The following is a 20,729-nucleotide window of genomic DNA, read 5'->3' as shown; positions in this document are numbered from 1 at the left end:
CTTAAGGTAGTGGCTACAAGGCCCGATGCAAGTTCGTCGCGGCTCTGAGTTCCATGCGGCAGAACATGTTAGCAATCGCTTTCGGTGGTATGGAGTTAGCGGTTCATTTTTGAAGTGTCTTTTGCTGACCGGCGATTGTTTCTACGCCCGCCTCGGAGACGTTCGTTTCTTTGAGTGGAACCTCACCCACCGAAAGCGCACGCTCGATGAGTAACTCGCTGCCCTTGTCTTTCAATAACGCTTGCAGCCGTTGGAATTCGCTGCACCAGATGGTTTCAATGTCGCGATCCCGCGCCTTGTCGCGATCACTGCTGAGGGCTATGGCGCGGACCTGCAGACGGCCATTATCGGCTTTGCCACCCACTTCCACTCCGTAGCCGGGGGTAGCGGCCTTGCGCAGCACGACCTTGCCGGTTTCCGCCCAGGCAGTCGCCATGCCTTCGCGCACTTCGTAGCCGAGGCTGGCCAAGCCGCCGAGCACGGCTTCGCGGCGGGAGAGGGCGGCCTGGTCCTGTAAGTGGGAAGCGATAAGCGTTTTACACTGCTCGATCAATCCGGTGGTCACCGAGAGGTCGGTGTCGGTTGTACAAGCGCTAACTTGATCGAGCAAGGTCGCGTGTTCGATGCCGGCGTAGGTTTTGGCTTCGCTGGCCAGATCCTGCAGTTGTTCAAGACATTCGCGTCGGCGTCGGAAGTTTCGCGTGGATGCGGCGAGGTCGAGCACCAGGCTGTCGAGCAGCAAGTTGCGCCGCTTGGCATCGATTTCCGTTTCAGCTCTTTCCAGTGCCAGGAGGAACGGCGCGGCACGTTCAGCGTCTTGCAACAGTTGCAGCTCCATGATGTGTCGGTCAATGCGTAGCAGCCGTACGTCGCGCGTTGCATCCGGTTCCCGGGCCGCAATCCATTCGCGCAGGGAAACCTCGGGTTCGTCGACCTTGAGTTGCTGCGCCAGAGCGCGTTGGGTATCGCTCAGGGTTGGCTCCTCGTCTGCGTTGCTCAATTGGGCGAAACCCTCGGCCAGCAGACGTTCGGCATCTTCCCGACTGGCACCGCAGGCCATTTGTGAGAGAGACTCCAGCAAGGCCTGATCGACGCTTTCGGAGTTGGCTTGCAAAGCGCCAAGCAGGGCTTCTGCGTTTTCCCGAACGCGTCGGTCGCGTTGGCGTCGCTCGGCGGCACGAGTGATCGCGCGTTCTTCGCGCTCCTCCAAGTCACGGCGCAGGTGCTCGATCTCTACTGGCACGGCCTTCTGCAGTTCCGCCAATCGGTCTTCTGCCAGCAGAGCGCGAAGGCGAGCGTGTCGCTCCTGTGAGGCGGAGCGCTCCTGTTCACTGAGCTCACCAAGCCTTGTGGCCTGCGTTTGCCAGCGGTCCACAGCGCGCTCCAGGCGTTGCAGGTGGCCTTCACAAATGGCGATGATTTCTTCGCGGGTGACAATGCGAACGACCTTGGGACCACTCATTGGCAGATTTCCGTATCAACTGACATAGGGCTGGGTTGCAGCGGCTGCTCGACTTGCATGGCGTGTTCGATTGCTTCACGCAGCCGTAAGCGTTCGCTGTCGCCGCTGTGATACCAGGCTTGCGATGACACACGATGGATATGCGGGATGGCGCGGTGCAGCACGGACGGTCGCCAAATTTCCCGGGCGCGGGCACGTTCCAGCAGATTGTGGCAAGGCGCATCGCACTCGATGCCGATTGCGTACAGGCCCGTGCCTGGATTCTCGATGGCGAAGTCGAGACCGAAAGCGTCGCCCTCACTTGCGGGAGCAGCCTGCCATCCCAGGGAATGAATGTATTCACCGACCAGCCTGACAAAACCATCGCGTTGCTGACCTTGGTCACGTTGCTGACTGCTGCGGTCGGTCTGCAGGCGTTCCAGCAACTTGCTGCTGTTGCTGAACTCGCCCGAGGAGAGCGCGCGAGCATATTCCAGATAGCCTTGCAGATAGTCCCGTGGGCTGTTGGGGGCACGGTGTGTGTTGAGCATGTCGGAGATATCGGCGATCGGCATCGACGTGATCATCACCACCTTGCGCCGGGCGCGGGTTACCGCCACGTTCAGGCGTCGTTCGCCCCCCGTCTGCCCCAGTACGCCGAAGCTACGGCGGAATGTGCCCTGGCTGTTTCGACCGAAGGTGGAGGAGAAGACGATGATGTCGCGTTCATCCCCCTGCACGTTCTCCACGTTCTTGACGAACACCGACATATCCTCGCCGTCTTCGCTGCGCTCGCGCTCCTGGGCGTAGGCGGCGCGGAACAGTTCATCCTGCTCTGCACGCTGCTCCAAGTGCTCCTCGATGAGGTCGGCCTGTTTGCGGTTGAAGGTGACGACACCCACCGAGGGGCGCTGGTCATAGGGGGTCTGCCACAATTGGTTCAAGTACTCGACGACCCGTTCGGCTTCCTGGGTATTACTCTGGTTCTGATACAGCCCACCAACCTGGATCAGCTCCAAAGGCTTGATGCGCTGGATGCTCGCCTGCGGGTGACGGACCGGAACGTTCAGGCGATTGCCATAGAACGAGGCGTTGGAAAAGCCGATCAGTTCACGGTAAGCGGAACGGTAGTGGATCTGCAATGTGGTGCTGGGGAGGACGTTGCGCGCCAGTTGCAGCAGGTCGGGGCAGTCCTTGATCTCACGACGGTTCCACGTGTCTTCGAACGCTTCGCGCTGCTCCTCATTGGCGTCTTCATCAGGTTCGTCGCCGTCGAACACTTCGGCTTCGTCGCTTTCGATGCGACTGGAAAAGAATGCCGTAGGCGGCATTTGCTTCTCATCGCCGCTTACAACGGTGACCTGGCCGCGGAACAGGGTCGGCAGGGCGAACTCAACCGGCATCTGTGAGGCTTCGTCGTAGATGACAGTATCGAACAGGCCTGCCTTGAGCGGCAGCACACGGCTGGCGACGTCCGGGTTCATCAACCACACAGGGCGTAGGCTCATCAGGCCTAAGTGACTGCCCAGTTCGATGAATTCGCGCAGGCGCCGTGAGCGTTTGCCAGTCAGGCGAGTAACATCCTCCCATTGTTTGCGATTACCCAGATGATCAAGGTTGATGGCTTTGGCCAGCAGCTCGCGATTGAGCAACCGCATCTGCGTATCGGCTTGCGCGAGGCTGGCGACTTTGGCGCGAGCTTCGTCCTGGCTGAACAGCAGTTCGGGATTGGCCTGCTCGAAGCGGTGTTTCCAGCCCAGTCGAGCTTCGCGGTTAAGCAGGCGCCGCACCGCGGCTTCAAGGTGCTCGGGCGCAATGTTGTCCAACTCTCCCTGGCGTTGGCGCAGCAATGCGAGCAGTTGGAGGTCGGCGGCTGTCAACTGAGCGGCGCGCCCGCGGAAGGTCTGGTAGGCGGCCAGGAAAGGCAGAGCTTCATGCAGCCGATCCAGAGACAGTTGATTGCTCAGATTGTGCACAATGGCGTGCTGCAGTTGTTGCACCAGCTCGTCGTCCAGCCAGTCGCCGAGTACCTTGAGTTGTTCGAGGCTGGATTGGCGAGCGCCATGACGCATCAGCGAAGCGTCGAGATCGCTGAGCAGCGCCTCGAGATGGTGTTTGTCGCCAGCGAGGGCGGCCTCGTCGGCCTGCCGGGCGCGAGGGGATTGCGCCAACGCCATGGCAAGTGCCTGGATTTCCAGCAGGTGGCGGATATCGCTCTTCACGAAGCTGATCAATTCCAGGCAGGCTTGCTGACCCACAGCTTCCAGTTCCAACGCCTGGTGCAGGGTACTCAGCTCGCTGCGCAAGGGTCGCCACTGGCTTTCAAGGCGGATGGCTAGCTGTAGGGTTGGTAGTGCTTCAATAACACGGCTTTCCCCCTGGCCCTGGAGGAAGTTGCGCAGCCGCTTGCGCCGCAGCAGATGCAGCGGGTTGAGGTTCGCCAACCAGGAGCGGGCTGCCATGACCTTGGTGCAGTCTTGATCCAGATGCCTGAGGGCCTTGTTTTCGAGCAGGCAGAGGGCCGGTGATAAGGCGGGGGCGTAGTGTTCCTGATCCAGTTGGCCGAGTTGCTCATCCAGTTGCTGCAGTTCGCCGAGAATCGACTCGCCCCGTGGGGGTTGGCTCGCTTCACGGCTGCGGAACAGCGGTAGCCATCGGGCAAGGCGCAGACGTTGCTCTTGCTTCAGGTCGAGCAGGGCTGCGACATGGGCCGCTATCCAGTTACGGTACGGCGCCGGGTCGTCGATTTCAAAGCTGGCAGGGTGTGCTTGCAGCGTGGCCTGACGGCTGTGTTCGGCTTGGGTGAAACTCTGTAGATTCTCGGTGAAGGCCTGCAAAGTCGCGCGGTCGGCGGCGAACGACTGCAACTGCGCCAATGGACTGCCTTCGTAGCGTGCGGGCAACCATAGGCGAATCAGAGGAGCGCAGCTTTCCTCCAAGTGGGTCAGGCTAGCGAGGTCCAGGGATGCCAGGCGTTGGCGCAGTGCTGGAAACTCGAGCGGGGCTGGGCCGGATTCCAATTCAATCAACTCGCCGAGCAGCGTGCGATAACTGAGGCCGGTATTTTCATCCAGGCGATGCAGGCTTTGGTGGAAGCGGTCGAGTTCACCCTCCAGGGCCTCGATGCGGGCCGCGACCTGTTGACGCTGGCGCTGCCAGCCCTGCGCCTGGTTGCCGTTCGTGAACAGGCTTTCCAGTTGTTCGCGGATACCGCGTATGACGGGCTCGCGGTCTCGGTTCACGTCATTGACCATGACGATGCGTTGGCCGAGGCCTTCGGCAACCAGGCGTTTGTACACCACCTCCAGCGCCGCATGCTTCTGACAGACGATGAGCAAGCTGCGCTGGCGGCCGATGGCGTCGGCGACCATGTTGACGATGGTCTGGCTCTTGCCGGTTCCGGGCGGCCCCTCGACCAGCAGCCCCGGGCTTTGTCGGGCCTGGATCACGGCCGCTTCCTGGGAGGGGTCGCTGGCCACGGTAAAGTAACGTTGCAGCTCGCCTGGCGGTGCCTCATGCGCGGTTTCGTCGGCGGTCTTGAGGCGCAACGCCGTTTCAAGGCCGGTACCGGCGGACGACAGGGTTTTCAGTTGGCGTAGGTCTTCACCAATGGCTTGCCCCATGAAGGTCACGTGAAACAACACTGCCGCGCAATCCAGCTGGTCCTGGTAGGGCGCGATTTCCACGGTACTGGCGGGTAGGTTGTCAAGGACGCGTGAGCGAATGGAGGCAAGCATGCCGAAGGCGTCCATCACATCTGTCGCGCGAATTGACGAGCGTCCCAGCAGTTCATCGGCGGTCTTGCGCCAGCGTTTGCAGGTTTCCGCGCCTAGCACGCTTTCCAGCGCGGGGTTAAGCCGCACTTCCTCGCGCTCACTGTCGAACGCCAAGGCGGCGTGACCACGGGAGCCCAGCTCCAGCAGTAGTTTCACTGGCCACAGCAGGAGCGGGATGACCCGCGTGCGCGTGGTGCCGCGAGGGTCGCGATTGAGCAGGAAGGGGAAGCCCAGGTACAGGCCGTCGATGCCGGTGTCGCGTTTGTACAGCGCGCTTTGCCGGTACAGCGCATGCAGGCGCGATTCCAGTTGGCCGTTGAGCTGAAAACTCTCTGGGTCAAGGTTCACTGCCCGAGCATTACGTTGCAGCAGGTGATCGAGCAACGCCGCGGCCGGACTGCGCTCGCTGTTCAGTTCATTGATGTCGATCCGTGCGGTGGTCTTGCCAATGCTCATACGTACCAGTGGCCCGCGCATCACTGCGGTCACCACCTTCTTCTCGAAGAAGTCGAGAATCTGTGAGACGTACTGCTGTTTCTGTGGTTCCAGCCAATGACTGGACGGAATTGCCAGCAACACCAGCGCCTGGGCCAACGGCATACGTCGCTCCAGGCGGAACTGCTCGGCCCACTCGTCCACTACCGACACGCCACAACGGGCAAAGCCTTGGATGCGCTCATCGACAGTGCGGTACAGCTCGCGTCGCGAATGCAACAGCAGTTGGGACGCCGCTTCGGATTCGAACCAACCGACATCGGCAGCCCTGGCCAGCTCGGCGGCAGCCTCTACAATCGAGGCCGCCGAACGGAACTGACTGATCGCTGCGCTGAGCAGCACGATCAGATCTTCTTCGGCGATCACCCGGCGCTCCGACAGTGAGGTCAGTCCCGGATGGTCGGTGTCTGGAAACAGGCGTTGGCGCTCTTGCCATTGCGTGGACAGCTTGGCTCGTGAGGTCGATAGCAAGCATATCCGCAGTTGCTCTTCGACCAACTCGATGTGTTGGTGCAGGGCACGCTGGCGTACGTTTTCGGCGCGGGACTTGAGACGCGACATCCAATTGTCGGTCTGCAATTGTTCAAGCAGGTCCGGGACCGACCCGCTGATCAGGCGATAGCCTTCCAGTGGGTGCTCCAGTAGCCATCCTGGTGTGACGATGTCGCCACGATAAATCAATGGGATTTCCGGATTGAGGATTCTCAGTGCCAGCATTAGCCGGAAGTCGTCCTCAATCCCTTCGTGCTGAACGACCTGGCGCAAGCCAGCGACCAGGGAAGGGGCGAGCCCGACCTGCTCGGCCCACGTCACGATCACACCACGCAGCAAATGGTCCAGGGCCTGTTGCCAGTTATCCGCCTGGGCCGCCGCCAGGGCGAATACGCCGGGCTTGTGGAAGCGGCGCTCGCCCAGCATCAGGGTGGCGCCTTCACCGTCGTCCGTTTGCTGGACGGAAGATGCAGGAGCCTCGACCGTAATACCGTTGAGCCAGGCTTCGACCTGCGGCCATTGCCAGCGCTGATGACGGTCGCGTGCCAGCAGACCTCGCAGGAGAAGGTTCAGACGCGGCTCGAGGTCGTCGGGGATCGGTACTCCGTTGGCCAGCACGTGAATAAGAAATGCATTGGCATTGATGCCGTCGAAGCAGGCGCCCTGAGTCAGTTGCTCGAGCAGGATCATGCCCAGGCTCCACCAGTCCGAGGCAGCCGCAACCCCGCCTGCGATGGCTTCGGGTGCCATGTAGCGGCTGGTTTCCAGTGGCGACACGATGTCCAGGTCGAACTCGGATAGGCGTGCCGAGCCGAAGCCGCTGATGACCAGATCCAGCGGTTCGCGGGAACGTACCAGCAGGCTGGCTGGGCGCAGGTCACGATGGCGCAAGCCAGCCTCGTTGAAAGCATGCAGCGCCAAACCCAGTTCATTGACCACATGGCGCACGCTGTCGCTGTCGCGGATCACGCTGCCAAGGTCTGCCAGGGTCCCGCCGGTGAGTTCTTCAATGACCTCGTAGGCACGGTTATCCCAGCGGCCGGTGGCAATGATTTCGGGTACGTGCTCGCGTGGCAGTCGGCGGATCACATCATAGATCGCTGGGTCCGGTTCGGCGCCGGGTCGATACAGGGTCAGGACCGCCTGTTGCGCGGCTTCCTCGTGCTCGGCGAGGTATCGTTCTCGCACACCGTCGGTGCTGCTGATCTGGCGGATCAGGCGCCAACCATCGATCAGGGTTTGGGGGATACCCTCTGGTTCGCAGCGGTCTGGCCGAGCGTGGTAGGACGTTGCTTGCGCAAGTGAGCTGCCACATTCAAGGCACATCAGGTCGCCATCGACCATCGGGTGCCCATTTTCGCAGAGCAGGTCAGGCGCATTCCCCTGAGTCGTACTGACCGGCGAGAGGGTTTCCTCAGTGGCGGCTGCTAGCGGCCGCCAGCCGGCGGGATGAATGGGTTCGCCAGCGAGGTCCCAGCCGCAGGGGCGTTCCTGAATGAGCCCTTCGCAGAACATTTCCTCGAGGGCGCGTTCGGTTTTGCAGTTGGGGCAGAAACGTATCATGGGGTGTACTCCACTCAGCGGCGTCGCGACGCGTGTGCGCTGATCTGTAAATGATGGCCTTGTTCATGCAGCAGATCGCGTAAGCGCAATAGGTCGTCACGTCGTGGTATGCCGGCCATCCAGACGCTGCCACTTTCGTCAAACATCAGGTCGAGCGCCTTGTCGGTGGGTTCGAGCAGGCGTTCGTAATCACCCAGGCGTGCCCGACCCAGTGGTGTGAGCAGGCTCAGGCGTTGATTGTCACTGCCGCGCAAAGCCATGGTCTGACTGAGTGCTTCGATATAGGGGTCGCTGATCAAGGCATCTATCAAGCCGTTGGTCTGGAGCAGCGGCTCATCGAGTTGCTCTAGGGAGTAGCCACTGTAAACCAGGATGTCGAGCTTGCTGAGCCGACGCAGGCCCTCGAGCAGTGATCGCAGGGCGTCGAACTGGTCGAACGGTTCCCCTCCTGAAAGGGTGATTCCTTCGGCCTCTTGCAGCCAGGGGGTTATCTGTTCAAGCAGTTGTTCCAGCGACAAGCGTCGGTGCCCGGGGCCCCAAGTATCAGCAGAGATGCAGCCTGGACAGCGGATGCTACAGCCTTGAAACCAGATACCGATACGCCGCCCCGGGCCGAGGGTAGTGACCGGAAAATGCATGCGTGACAGACTAAGGTCCATGTTCAGCGACGTTCCATCTTCAGTCCGGTGATGTCCAGTTCGGTGATCGTGAAGTGCTCGCCCGATTGCGCGTCCTGATCGAACAGTGCCCGCGACAGGGGATTGAGCAGGCGTGCCTCTAACTGGTTGCGGATGCCCCGGCCACCGTTGGACAGGTCCTGCAGACAGAGGTTGTGCAGTGTCTGGCGTGCCTGGGGGGCCAATTCGATAAACAGGTTCTGGCCCTGCAGGTCGTCGAAGGTGGCGTTGACCATCTGTTCGAAGATCTGCACCGCAACGCCTTCGCGAATGAAGTCGAAGACGATGATGTTCTCGCCGATTCGATTGAGGATTTCCGGCCGGTTGAGCACCAGCTTGAAATATCGGTCGATTTCGCCGTGCACCTTCTCCTGGACTTGCTCGAAGGCTTCGCCCGGCAGAACGTTGGCAACGCGTTCGCCATTGTCACCCTGGCGATAGATCCCCAGGTTGGAAGTAAACACGATCAGGGCCTCCGAAAAGTACACCCGATCACCGCGGCCTGAAGTCAGCACGCCGTCGTCGAGGATCTGCAGGAACTTGTCGAGAATCCTTGGGTGAGCTTTTTCGATTTCATCGAATAACACCACGCTGAACGGCTTCTCGCGGATAGCATTGGTCAGTTCACCGCCGACGTCATAGCCGACGTAGCCGGGCGGTGCGCCGATAAGGCGTTGATCGGCATGTTCGGCGCTGAATTCCGACATGTCGAAGCGGATATATGCACTTTCGTCGCCGAACAGCAGGCTGGTAATCGTTTTGGCGAGTTCGGTCTTGCCCACGCCGGTCGGCCCCGCGAGAAAGGCTACGCCCCGTGGACGGTTGCCCTTTCGACTGGCGCCGACGCCTGTCATCGCACGCTTGACGATGTCGAGCATGTGCGTCACCGCATGCTCCTGGCCTTTGACTCGTTGGTGGACCAGCGCATCCGCATGCCGGATACGCTGACGGTCGATCTTGAGCCACGGGTCCTCGGTGACACCGATCTTATAGCGGCGCACCGCGTCGGCAATCTGCTCCATGGCTACACCCTCGACCCGCGCCAGTTGCGCAATGGCACTGAGATCGAGCAGTAGCAACCCCTCGGTGTTCTGAACTAAGGCTTCCACAGCCTGATGCATGACCACTTCGCTGGCGCCCTGGCTGCCACTGAGCCCCCTGAGCAAGGCCGGTGCCAATGCACGGCGGGCCAATTGATCGGGTTTGGACACGGGAATATGGCGCAGGCGCGGGTTGTCGACCAGCAACCAGTCGGGCAAATCACCTTCTTTTTCCACCAGCCATAGCAGGGTATTGAAGAACGGTTTACGCAACTGTGTGGCCGGACGGCTGCGAGCCTGATGGGATTGCACCAGGGCCTGGGTGAAGAGCTGATGTTCCGCCGCGCTGAGGGAGTCGTTGCGAACCACCAGGCGTGAGGCGAAATCGATGATCAGCGCGATAGGTTCGCCAGCACGGCCCACCAGCCGTGGCAAGGTGGCGCCCAGCAAATCGATACCTGCGGGGGCTGCGCCATTTACCGGAGTCAGGCCAAGTTCCTGAAGCAACGTCTGGCCAGCTTCCGGGGCGGAACCGGGTTTGTCGATTGCCCGGAAACCGGACACGGGATCCCAGGCGATGACCTGGGTGTAGCCGGCATCGAGCAGGGCATTACAGAGGGTTTGGTTGAAGCTCTGCGCAGTCACTGTGCCGGGCGCCACTTCACTCGCCTGCAGGTCGCGAATGTTGCCTGATAGGACGAATTGGCTCTTCAGCGGCAAGAAGCGGAGAAGATCTCGTAGCCAACGTGGGCTTTCAAATATGGCAATCCCTGACATGTTTCGGCTCGTAACGTTGGGGCGGTACGGGCAGGGTATTGCTCAATGCGCCCATTTGCCAGTGCGCTGCTACGAAAAGTGGTGTTGAGAGAACGCTTCTAAGGGGGCGCTCGTTTCTTAGGGAAGCGTTACGCAACTTGATCGAGGATCGGTCGGCGTACGAGCTGGACGTGAAGGGTATCGATCCCCGCGAAGCTTCTTGTTTCCGAGTCATCACCCTGATCAACGGCACGGCGTGCTCTGCTCAAACCGATCTATAGGCATCCATGATGAATGGGGTTAGCTCAGCGCTGGAGTTATCAAGGATATGCTAAGATTGAATAATGTAGATAACCGGTGAGGAGATTTTCCATGAGCGTTACAGAGCAATCGGGCGTCTCAACGTTGGTAGGTACACCTAAGGAGGCTCGGGCTAGCTTGAGCCGCTCGCATGCGGATCGAGTGCTGGTCGTATCATTCGATCGTATCGAGCTCGGTGTATTTGAAGCGTTGGCGGAAAACTTTGCCCATGTGGCCTCCTCGATGTATGAGGTGTTGCAGGAGCGCCAGGACCCGAAGGCACTGGAGCGTCTGGCCGAGGTGTTTGTGACGCGCAAGCCGCCTTCACCTCGCCTGCTCAAGGAAGCGGCGATGCTGGTACAAGCCCGCAAAGCAGTGTTGGAGAGCGGTGATTGGTTGACCGCAGCAGGTATTGCGCAGGTGGCCCAGTTGAGTACCCGTAACCCGAGTGCCCAGCCCAACAAATGGAAAAAGCAGGGGCAGATCTTTGCCATCAATCACGGAGGGGTCGACTATTTCCCTGGTTACGGCTTGGATCCGGACGCGGGCTATCGGCCGTTCAAGGCACTAGCCAAAGTCATTGAGGCTTTCGGTGGCCACAAGGACGGCTGGGGTCTGGCTTACTGGTTCCGGTCAGATAACAGTTTTCTGGGTGGTAAAAGGCCCCAGGACCTGCTGGCATCGGCGCCTGATCGGGTGATTGCTGCCGCACTGGATGAGATCCAGGGTATTGTCCATGGCTAAACAGCGTACCGAGTCCAACGAGGGTTTGGCGCCACCTGCCACGGATTTGGCGGAGTCCGTCACCCCGGTGCCTACGGCTGCGCTTCACGTGACTATTACGGTGCTTGCCAAGGGCGACGTTCTCCATCGTGTGCATCAGGAAAAATATCAGCCGGATCAATTCAATCCCGGCGTGCATGGCAATGCACGCTTCAGCCCCATTCAGGATGATCAGGGGCGGGCGATTCCTACCTTGTATGGAGGCACGACAGTTGAGTGCGCCTTGATGGAGACCGTCTTTCACGACGTACCCCACACCGCTGGATTCAAGAGTTTCGACAAAGGCAAGCTGGTTGAGCAAATGCATTCAGCTGTCCAGGTTAGCCAGCCACTGCACCTGGTTGATCTGTCCAGTGTCCCCCTGCGTAAATTGGGCGTCACTCGAAAGCAACTGATCGACACTGAGAAAGATCAATACCCCGCAACGCGCAAATGGGCTGAGGCTATTCACCGTCAATACCCGGATGTACAAGGGCTGTCTTGGGTGTCGCGACAGGATGATTCGGCACGCGCGGTGGTGCTGTTCGGTGACCGGATTCCAGGCGGTGCGCTTAATTCGCAAGGGGCGTCGCGCAGCTTGATCGAAGACTCGACTCTGTTTGGCTCGGTGCTTGATCTAGCAGACCGGATTGGGGTCGTCATCGTCGCGGGAAAAAGCTGACCTGTCTTTATTAATCGTTGCTGCTCCGAGCAAAGCCAGCGCAGATCCAACGAGTACGCACGATGAGGATTGACATGTTCAAGGTTAAAAAAACACGTCCAAAATTGCACGTTGTTGCGAGGGCATCTCGGGAGCTGGCACTCGCCTTCGCATTGGGAGGAGTGCCAGTTCTGTTAAATTCAGAGTCGTCAGCACAGTTCAAGGCAATGCTGGACCTTTTACTCGCCGCACCTTTTTTGATGGCCTACTACGCGTGGCTATGTTTAGCATTCGCGGTGGCTGCAATTGTGAAATACAAGTGGAGGTTCATGTCCGCTCGGTATCAGCGTTGGCTCGACGCTGTGCATCTTTTTTTAGGTGACATTGGTGGGAGTTTTTTGACCGCAGGCAGGACGGGTCTAGGAGCGATACTGGGATTTTTGACGGTTTGGCACTGGGTCGAACCGGACTCGTTGAGCGCTGAGCATGTAATTCGTACGCTTGTCATGGTATTCAGTCTCACGTTGCTTAGTGCCATGCTGGCGTTGGGTGAAGAGACTTTAAAAGACCCAAAGCAAGCAGCAGCCATTAAATAGCGCATTCAAAAATTTGGCTGAGAAAACGCGCTATCTGGGCGTCGCCAATGAATTCAACGACCTATACGGCACGGCGTTCTGGACGCCTAGAGACTCTCGGGATCCCCAAAAAACATCTGTATCCGCGACCGCAACCACCGCTCCGCCGGGTCGTTGTCCTGCGCCCCGCGCCAGGCCATGTGCAGTTCGAAACTGCGCACAGGTATCGGCAGGTCCTCGGCTCGCAAACCGCCCGCAGCAGTCAGCACATCGGCCGTATAGTCCGGCACGGTAGCCACGATGTCTGTCCCCGCCAGCAAGCTCCCCAGCCCGTTGAACTGCGGCACCGCTAGCACCACGTGGCGCTTGCGGCCAATCTCTTCCAGGGCTTCGTCGATGAACCCGGACAGGTCACCGGCAAACGACACCAGCGCATGGGGCCGTGCGCAGAAGTCGTCCAGGGTGATGCTGCCGGGCACGCTGTCGGCACGCAGCAGCTTCGGCATGCTACGGCGCAGCACCTTGCGCTTGGCGTTGGCGGGCAGTTCGCTGGTGTAGCTGACCCCCACCGAAATCTCGCCCGAGGCCAGCAACGTCGGCATCAGCAGGTAATTGACCCGCCGCACCACCAGCACGATGCCCGGCGCTTCGGCGCGGATGCGTTTAAGCAGCTGTGGCAACAGGGCAAACTCGGCATCGTCCGACAGGCCGATGCGGAACACCGCGTTGCTGGTGGCGGGGTCGAACTCGGCAGCGCGGCTGACCGCGGTGGAAATCGAATCCAGCGCCGGGGACAGCAGGGCGAATATCTCGTGAGCCCGCGCCGAGGGTTCCATGCTGCGGCCGGTGCGAACGAACAGCGGGTCGTCGAACAGGTTGCGCAGGCGTGACAAGGCCGCGCTGATGGCCGGCTGGCCGAGGAACAGTTTTTCCGCGGCGCGGGTTACGCTGCGCTCATGCATCAGCGTTTCGAACACGATCAGCAGGTTGAGGTCTACGCGACGCAGGTCGTTTCGATTCATCGGTGCGCTTCGCCTAAAGTGGGGCAGGGGTGAATCTTACGGCCAAAGGCTGTTACCCTGCACGGGTTTAGGGGGACCAATTGCAGGGAAAGTCAGGTGCCCAATCGATGACAAGCATGTCGACTATTAATGACCACTGATGGTCTAACCACCAAAGCCCGGATAAAGTCAGTGGTAATTAGAGGTTCACAAAGGCGAGGTATGCGATGTCCCGCATGATCCGTTTCCACAAGTTCGGCGCTGCCGATGTGCTCCGTTGCGAGGAGCAGGCCGAACCGTCACCCGCTGCCGACGAGGTACAGATCCGCGTCCAGGCGGTTGGTGTCAGCTGGTATGACGTGCTTTGGCGCCAGAACCTGGCGCCGTCCCAGGCACGCCTTCCGGCGGGCATCGGCCATGAAATGGCCGGAGTGGTGACTGCGGTCGGTGAAGGGGTCGACGACATTGCGGTGGGCGACCGTGTCGCCAGCTTCCCGGCTACCAGTGCCAACGATCACCCGGTATATGGTGATGTAATCGTGCTGCCGCGTACGGCCATTACCCGCTACCCGGATGTGCTCACCCCGATCGAGGCGAGCGTGCACTATACGCCGTTGCTGATCGCCTATTTTGCCTACGTTGACCTGGCCCGGGCCAAGGCCGGGCAGACCGCGCTGGTGACCGATGCCAGCCATTGCGCCGGGCCTGCCTTCGTGCAGTTGGGCAAAGCCCTGGGGCTGAAGGTGTTTGCTGCGACCAAAGAGCCGGAGCAGCGTGAGTATCTGCTGGGCCTGGGTGCCGACAAGGTGATTGTCACCGAAGAGCAGGACCTGCTGCTGCAAGTGGGCAAGTACACTGATGGCCGCGGCGTGGACATGGTCCTCGATGGTATGGGCGGGCCGCAGATGTCGCTGCTGGGCGATGTGCTGGCGCCGCGTGGCAGCCTGGTCCTGTATGGCCTGCAAGGTGGTAACCAGACGCCGTTTCCGGCCTGTGCAGCCTTTCAGAAGAACATCCAGTTCTACGTGCATTGCATCGGTAACTTCACCGGCAAGCCGGAACTTGGCATCAGCCAGGACCAGGTGGCGCTGCAACGTGCCTTGCGCGATATCAACCAGTTCACCGCTGACCAGCTGCTAACGCCGCAAATCATCAAGGTGTACCCGTTCGAGCAGGTGGTGGAGGCACATCGTTACATGGACCAATGCCCTTGCGGTGGGCGAGTGGTACTGGACATGGCGCACTGATAGCAGTTTGCAATAACGATGAACCCGGGCAGAGTCCCGGGTTTTTTGTGTGTGGAGCAGAATGTTTTAATTGCGAACTATAAGAATGTTCCTACAGTAAAGTCAGTCGTGGACTACATATAAGGCGATGCTCTGTCGTTGCATGGAAATATTCCGCCAACTATTCAGCCTTGAACGATGTCGGCCAGGCGTTCAGTGTGTCTCTGCAGTCTTGCTGAATGGTTTTTTTACCCAGATCTGTATCTTCTATTCGCTCTGCATCCCTCGATAATGGCCCCATGATAGTTTGCGCAAGGAGCGTGGAATGAGCATGGCAACGCCTGAGGATGAGCTGTGTGTGGTAGCGACGGGCCGTCGCGGTTGCGATTTTTTTTCGATGGTCTGGCGACAGTGATGCGTTACGTCATTACTTCAATTTGAGCGTAGGAAATTTCTTCCTGGTAAGCACAGGGTGTGTTGAATCTTGAATACCGGACTCAGCACGCGGTGGCTGCATAGAAGTTGACGAGGTGATTTCGTGACGGCTATTCACGATCAGGCAATGCACTATATCTACCAGCAAGTGCTCGAGCGCTTGTTGAGCCAAATGTCACAGCCGCAGCGAGCGTCCCTGCAATTGCTGATACAACGGTTGCTGGTCGCTGCAGGTGGGCCGGAGTATATCGGTACGTTTCGCGTGCTGGTGCTGCAAGGCGGCGATTGTCGCAGTGCCCGGCTGCTGGCCATGCTGCGTGCGGCACAACTGAGCATCGCCCTGCGTGCGCCGGTAACCTTTCAGTTGCGGGTACTCGTAGTCAGCCTGCCCGTGGCTGCCAGCGACACCCTGGAAGGCCACGAGCGCAGTTTCAGTGCCCTGTTCATGCAGGATGACCCGCGGGTTCAGCTGCAGATGATCGAGGGGCGCGAAGTGGTGCCATTCAGCCGTCAGTCTTCGGCAGCGCCCGACCGCTGGCTAATGGCGAGGAACGCCATGCTGATGTTCGGGCACATGGTCGATGCCAGGCCCGAAGCGCTGCTGGGTAGCCGCCTGCACCTGGAGCTGGCGGATGCCGTGGGGTCTGCACTGCAGGGGCCGACACCGGCCGACGTCTTGATCACTGCCATTCCCGTGGGACAGCGGCGTCGCTACCTGGCTTGGGCCCGGCGTAGCCTGCGCCTGGCAGGGGAGCGCGGCCCGCATGTGCTGCATCAGGGCCTGGCGGCGCTGGCCCACGGGGTGAGCCGATTGCACGGTGGTGTCGAAGCCTCGCCGGGCGACATGGCGAAGCCCGCACAGGCCGCCGTCACGGAGGATGCCCCGTTGCGGGCGATTGCCATAGATGACCTGCTGCCGCATCTGCTTGAAGGGCAGCAACATGACGCCATGCTGGGGGGTGGGTTCGAAACGGCCGAGGGTGCCTGGCCATTGGCGGCGTTCGTCGACCCGCACGCCCCGGCACACTTGCACGAACTGCGGGCACGCAGCCTTGAGCTGCAGGCCGCTCGCCCGGCGCTTCGGCTGGCAGAGCCGTCGGGCGACAGCAAGCCTCGCGATGGACATACCCTGGCGCTGGGCAAGGCCTACGGTATCAACCAGACTCAACTGGTGTGCCTGCTGTTCAGCCCGTTCGCCAGGCAGGGGAAGAAACTCGAGCGTTTTCTGCAGTGCCGGCATGCAGACATGCTGGTAGCGCTGCCGTACCTGCACCGGGCCTTGCAAGGTAAACCCTGCCCCGATGCGGTGCGGGACTGGCTGGTGAATACCAGTGGCCTGCCGCTGGTGCAATTGCGGGCGATCTATGAAGGGCGCATGCCGCTGACTGCCTGGCGCTTGCAGAGCAACCTGGCCCGCCGTGACGTGCACCTCAGGTTGCTGCCACGGCCTTCGTCGGGGCGCCGCCGTGGCCCAGCGGCGTTGCCTTGATGGGGCAAGCGGTTCCCGGCGAGTTCGCCTATCGCAAGGTGTACCGCTACCTGGAGGCGTTGATAGAGCAGGCCTCAGGTGGTGGCCCATGCAAGTTGCCGTCGTTGCGCGCACTGTCCCGACGGCTGCGGGTGTCATTGGCAACCGTGCAGAGTGCCTACAACCTGCTAGAGGAAGAAGGCCGCGTCCAGTGTCAGCCAAGGTCCGGCTACTACGCTCAGGTCGCTGCAAAGGCAGAGGCAGCGCCCATGTACCTGCAGCCACCCTTACCGGTGCAGCCATTGCTGGAGCGTGCGCTACTAGGCCACGAGCGGCGCTTGGCCCGTCAGCGCGCCAGCAATGTTGCACACTGGGAAACGCTGGGCGACACCCGTCTGCGCAATGCCGTGGCTGAGTGTTATACCCGGTCCTCCAGCCAGTACTGGCGTGCCGAGGACGTTCAACTGGCCCCTGATGTGCAGGCGGTGCTGGAGACGGTGCTCGCGGGGCTTGCCTTGCAGGGCGGGACGGTACTGGTGCCGTCGCCCTGTTGCTGGCAGGTGTTGCGCGCTTTGGCGCGTGCTGGCATGCGGGTGCTGGAAGTGCCTGCCGATAGCCGCGGCAACCCGGACCTGCGCGCCTTGGCCCGGTTGCTGGGCGGCGAGCGGGTGTGCATGCTGGTGATGCCGTCTTGCCTGCGCATGCCACAAGGTCGGCTGGTGTCGCCGCACTACCAGCAGCAGCTTGGTCAGCTCTTGGGCCAGCATGCTGTATGGTTGCTGGAAAACGACCTGGACAGTGAACACTGTTACAGCGGGCCGCCACACACGCGCCTGCGCGACTGGGTCGACCCCCGCTCGCTGTTGGTGTTGGGGGCATTCGAGGCCGCAGTGGGGGCCGAAGCACCTTACGCCTATGTGCTGGGCCATGACGCCGCACTGGCCCAGGCGTTTGCCGAACGGGCATTTCGGCTTGCGCCGCTGCGCCTGCAAGCGCTTGCCCTGATGATGGGTAAAAGGCAGATCGAGATGCAGCTTGTACAGCTGCGTACCGACCTGCAAAGGCGCACACAATCTCTGGTGCGCGCGCTGGAGTTGCAGTTTGGTCAGCGAGTGACGTTGCAGATGCCCCAGGGCGGGCGAATGCTGTGGGTGCGTTTTCGCCAACCGCTGGAGTGGGACTGCATCGTTGCGGCGTTGGCAGGTTCCGCCTTGCATGCACTGCCGGGCGGGCATTTCAGCCTGCAGGGGCGGTACCGGCAGTACCTGGCACTGGTGTGGCTGGGCGACCAGCCGGGTGGCCTGCAACAGGCGGTGGAGCGCCTGGCGCAGGCGCTTGAGCCGCGCTGCGGGCGGCCCGCCGGCGTTTCACGCTGACTGCGTCTGCTCTTGCCCTTGGCGCAAGCGGGTACTGAGCAATGCTGCCAGCACCAGCAATGCGGCAATGATCCACAAACCGTTACGGGTACTGCCAGTGGTCTGCTCGATCAAGCCCATCACCGAGGGCCCGACGAAACCGCCAAACAGGCCGCAGGTGGTGACGAACGCCAGCCCCGCTGCCAACGCGCTGCCACTCAGTCGGCTGGACGGGAAGACAAACAGGATTGACTGCACCACGAACAGCATCAGGGCGGTCAGTGAAAACCCGATCAGGCCGATGAACGAGTTGGCCAGCGATGCCAGCAGCAACCCTGTTGCCATGGTCAGCAGGCCGCAGAACAACAGCGTGCGGCAACGGCGTGGCGAGGTGGCCAGGCGTGGGAAGGTGGCAGCACCGATGGCAGCAGCAACCCACGGCACGGCCGTCAGCAGGCCTATCTGGAAGGGTGATAGCGCAGCGTAGCTGCCGATGATGCCCGGCAAGAAGAAAATCACGGTGTAGATGGTGATCTGGTGCACGAAGTACACCGAGATCGCCAGCCAGATTTGCCGGTCGCGGAACATCTGCCCCAGTTTGCTCTGCTGTGGCGCGGCAGCTCGTTCGGCAGCCAGGCGGCGTTCGATGTCCTGGGCGTCGGCGGCCGACAGCCAGGGCGCTGAGGCTGGTCCATCGGGCAGCTTTTTCCACACCACAAACGCCAGGGCTACGGCGGGCAAGCCTTCGAGGACGAACAGCCACTGCCAGCCATGCCAGCCCAGTACGCCGTCCATTTCCAGCAGGGCACCGCCCAGCGGGCCGCTGAGGATGTTGGCCAGGCACACGCCCAGCAGGAAATAACCTGTGGCCCGGGCGCGCTGTTCTCGGTCGAACCAGTAGGTCAGGTACAGCATCACCCCGGGGAACAGGCCTGCTTCAGCCACCCCCAGCAACAGGCGCATGATATAGAACGATGTTTCTCCCTGGACGAAGGCCATGCCCGCTGAGAGCAGGCCCCAGGTGATCATGATGCGGGTAATCCAGAAACGCGCGCCCACCCGGTGCATGATCAGGTTGCTGGGCACTTCGGCCAGCGCATAGGTAAGGAAGAACAGGCCGGCCCCCAGGCCATAGGCCGCTGCTGACAGGCCCAGGTCGATACCCATGCTGGCTTTTGCCAGGGCGATGTTGGTGCGGTCAAGAAAGCTCATCACGTAGACGACGATGAGCAGTGGCATCAATTTGCGTAACAGCAGGCCGTTCAGGCGCTGCTCGGTGGTGACGGCAGGGGCCGGAGCCGCTGCACGGGTGAGGGTTGTCATTGTTTTTTTCCCCGAGAAAAGTGCTGGTGGTGTGCCCCTGTGGAGGCACACCCAGGCTTGTGGATCAGGAACGGTTGATATCGAGCCACACCGCGCCATTGGGGTACTGGTAGCGCTCCAGGGTCTCGGCATGCATTTCTATGCTGTAGCCCGGGCGTTGCGGTGGCATGTAGCGCCCACGGCGGATGACCACCGGGTCGATGAAGTGCTCATGCAGGTGGTCGACGTACTCCAGTACCCGGTTGTGCAGCGAGGCAGACACGGCGATGTAGTCGAACAGGGCGATGTTCTGCACATATTCGCACAGCCCGACGCCGCCGCCGTGCGGGCACACCGGCACGTCGTACTTGGCGGCCATCAGCAGCACGATCAGGACTTCGTTCAAGCCACCCAGGCGGGCGGCATCCAGCTGGCAGAAATCCAGCGCACCGGCCTGGAACATCTGCTTGAACATGACCCGGTTGTGGCAATGCTCACCGGTGGCGACGCCGATCGGCGCGATGCGCTGGCGAATGGTGGCGTGGCCGAGGATGTCGTCCGGGCTGGTCGGCTCTTCGATCCACAGCGGTTCGAAGGCGGCCAGGCGGCGCATGTTGGCAACCGACTCCTCCACGCCCCACACCTGGTTGGCATCCATCATCAGGGTGCGTTCCCAGCCGATTTCGTCGCGCAGGATGCTGGCGCGGCGGATGTCTTCCTCCAGGTCTGCACCGATCTTCTGCTTGATGTGGGTCCAGCCATCTTCCACGGCCTCACGCGCCAGCTTGCGCATCTTTTCTTCGCTGTAACCCAACCAGCCTGGCGCGGTGGTGTAACCGGGGTAGCCTTCGCGCAGCATCTGCGCCTCACGTTGGGCCTTGCCCGGGGCCTGGCGGCGCAGCAGGGCGATGGCTTCCTCGGGGGTGAGCACGTCGGTGACGTAGCTGAAGTCCAGGCAGCGCACCAACTGTTCAGGCGTCATGTCGGCCAACAGTTTCCACACCGGTTTACCTTGTTGCTTGGCCCACAGGTCCCACACCGCATTGATGATGGCCGCGGTGGCCAGGTGGATCACGCCTTTTTCCGGGCCAAGCCAGCGCAATTGGCTGTCGCTGACGGTAAAGCGGTGCCAGAAGCCACCCATGTCGGCGGTGATCTCTTCAAGTGTGAGGCCGACGATCAGCGGTGCCAGCGACTGCACTGCTGCTGCGCAGATCTCGTTGCCGCGGCCGATGGTGAACGTCAGGCCATGGCCTTCAAGGGCCTCGGCGTCGGTGTGCAGTACCACGTAGGCTGCCGAATAGTCGGGGGCGCTGTTCATGGCGTCGGAGCCATCCAGCGACAGCGAAGTAGGGAAACGAATGTCGCGAACGCTCAGGTGGGTAATACGTATGCTCATGGTCG

Annotated in this window: 13 protein-coding genes; 6 read left to right on the top strand and 7 right to left on the bottom strand. The window is 61.0% G+C overall.

Annotated features, from left to right (window positions below; all coding sequences use genetic code 11):
- Positions 1-103: 103 nt before the first annotated feature.
- The 4 genes from N805_RS09830 to N805_RS09815 are packed head-to-tail and all read right to left on the bottom strand — an operon-like array spanning position 104 to position 10,261.
- Positions 104-1,462, bottom strand: a complete 1,359-nt coding sequence (locus N805_RS09830) for a hypothetical protein (protein ID WP_019471143.1) — start codon at positions 1,460-1,462, stop codon at positions 104-106.
- Positions 1,459-7,767 carry an AAA domain-containing protein gene (locus tag N805_RS09825; protein WP_019471144.1) on the bottom strand — a complete coding sequence of 2,103 codons (6,309 nt, stop codon included), beginning with the start codon at positions 7,765-7,767 and terminating at the stop codon, positions 1,459-1,461. Before N805_RS09825 ends, N805_RS09830 begins: the two co-directional genes overlap by 4 nt.
- A gap of 14 nt (positions 7,768-7,781) precedes the next feature.
- Entirely contained in the window at positions 7,782-8,426 is a 645-nt protein-coding gene (locus tag N805_RS09820; RefSeq protein ID WP_026034425.1) for a 4Fe-4S single cluster domain-containing protein, read from the bottom strand.
- Positions 8,427-8,428: 2 nt separating this feature from the next.
- A complete protein-coding gene (locus tag N805_RS09815) occupies positions 8,429-10,261 on the bottom strand; it encodes an AAA family ATPase (RefSeq protein ID WP_046811318.1) in 1,833 nt (610 codons plus the stop codon).
- Positions 10,262-10,612: 351 nt separating this feature from the next.
- Between N805_RS09815 and N805_RS09810 the strand changes: the two genes are divergently transcribed.
- The 3 genes from N805_RS09810 (at position 10,613) to N805_RS09800 (ending at position 12,559) form a co-directional block, all read left to right on the top strand.
- Positions 10,613-11,284 (top strand): hypothetical protein, encoded by a 672-nt coding sequence (locus N805_RS09810; protein WP_026034426.1) that lies wholly within the window; start codon positions 10,613-10,615, stop codon positions 11,282-11,284.
- Positions 11,277-11,984, top strand: a complete 708-nt coding sequence (locus tag N805_RS09805) for an RES family NAD+ phosphorylase (RefSeq protein ID WP_019471148.1) — start codon at positions 11,277-11,279, stop codon at positions 11,982-11,984. The genes N805_RS09810 and N805_RS09805 overlap by 8 nt, the downstream gene beginning before the upstream one ends.
- A gap of 74 nt (positions 11,985-12,058) precedes the next feature.
- A complete protein-coding gene (locus N805_RS09800) occupies positions 12,059-12,559 on the top strand; it encodes a hypothetical protein (RefSeq protein WP_155412683.1) in 501 nt (166 codons plus the stop codon).
- A gap of 86 nt (positions 12,560-12,645) precedes the next feature.
- On the opposite strand, the gene N805_RS09795 is transcribed toward N805_RS09800, so the two are convergent.
- Complete coding sequence (locus N805_RS09795) at positions 12,646-13,560, bottom strand: LysR family transcriptional regulator (RefSeq protein WP_019471150.1); 915 nt, start codon at positions 13,558-13,560, stop codon at positions 12,646-12,648.
- Positions 13,561-13,766: 206 nt separating this feature from the next.
- Here N805_RS09795 and N805_RS09790 point away from each other — a divergent pair, with 206 nt between their 5' ends.
- The 3 genes from N805_RS09790 (at position 13,767) to N805_RS09780 (ending at position 18,044) form a co-directional block, all read left to right on the top strand.
- Complete coding sequence (locus N805_RS09790) at positions 13,767-14,786, top strand: zinc-dependent alcohol dehydrogenase family protein (RefSeq protein ID WP_019471151.1); 1,020 nt, start codon at positions 13,767-13,769, stop codon at positions 14,784-14,786.
- Between the two features lie 517 nt (positions 14,787-15,303).
- Positions 15,304-16,689, top strand: coding sequence for a hypothetical protein (locus N805_RS09785; RefSeq protein WP_019471152.1), 1,386 nt, complete (start codon positions 15,304-15,306; stop codon positions 16,687-16,689).
- Entirely contained in the window at positions 16,689-18,044 is a 1,356-nt protein-coding gene (locus N805_RS09780) for an aminotransferase class I/II-fold pyridoxal phosphate-dependent enzyme (protein WP_019471153.1), read from the top strand. The genes N805_RS09785 and N805_RS09780 overlap by 1 nt, the downstream gene beginning before the upstream one ends.
- Here N805_RS09780 and N805_RS09775 read toward each other — a convergent pair.
- Both N805_RS09775 and N805_RS09770 read right to left on the bottom strand, forming a co-directional pair.
- Positions 18,036-19,346 carry an MFS transporter gene (locus N805_RS09775; RefSeq protein ID WP_019471154.1) on the bottom strand — a complete coding sequence of 437 codons (1,311 nt, stop codon included), beginning with the start codon at positions 19,344-19,346 and terminating at the stop codon, positions 18,036-18,038. The two genes, N805_RS09780 and N805_RS09775, sit on opposite strands and share 9 nt — an antisense overlap.
- Before the next feature lie 64 nt (positions 19,347-19,410).
- Complete coding sequence (locus N805_RS09770) at positions 19,411-20,724, bottom strand: L-fuconate dehydratase (protein WP_019471155.1); 1,314 nt, start codon at positions 20,722-20,724, stop codon at positions 19,411-19,413.
- Positions 20,725-20,729: the final 5 nt, after the last annotated feature.

The sequence above is a fragment of the Pseudomonas putida S13.1.2 genome (assembly GCF_000498395.2).
GTDB classification, from domain to species: domain Bacteria; phylum Pseudomonadota; class Gammaproteobacteria; order Pseudomonadales; family Pseudomonadaceae; genus Aquipseudomonas; species Aquipseudomonas putida_Q.
Note: the sequence above shows the minus strand (reverse complement) of the source record. Positions and strands in the feature narration are given on the sequence as shown.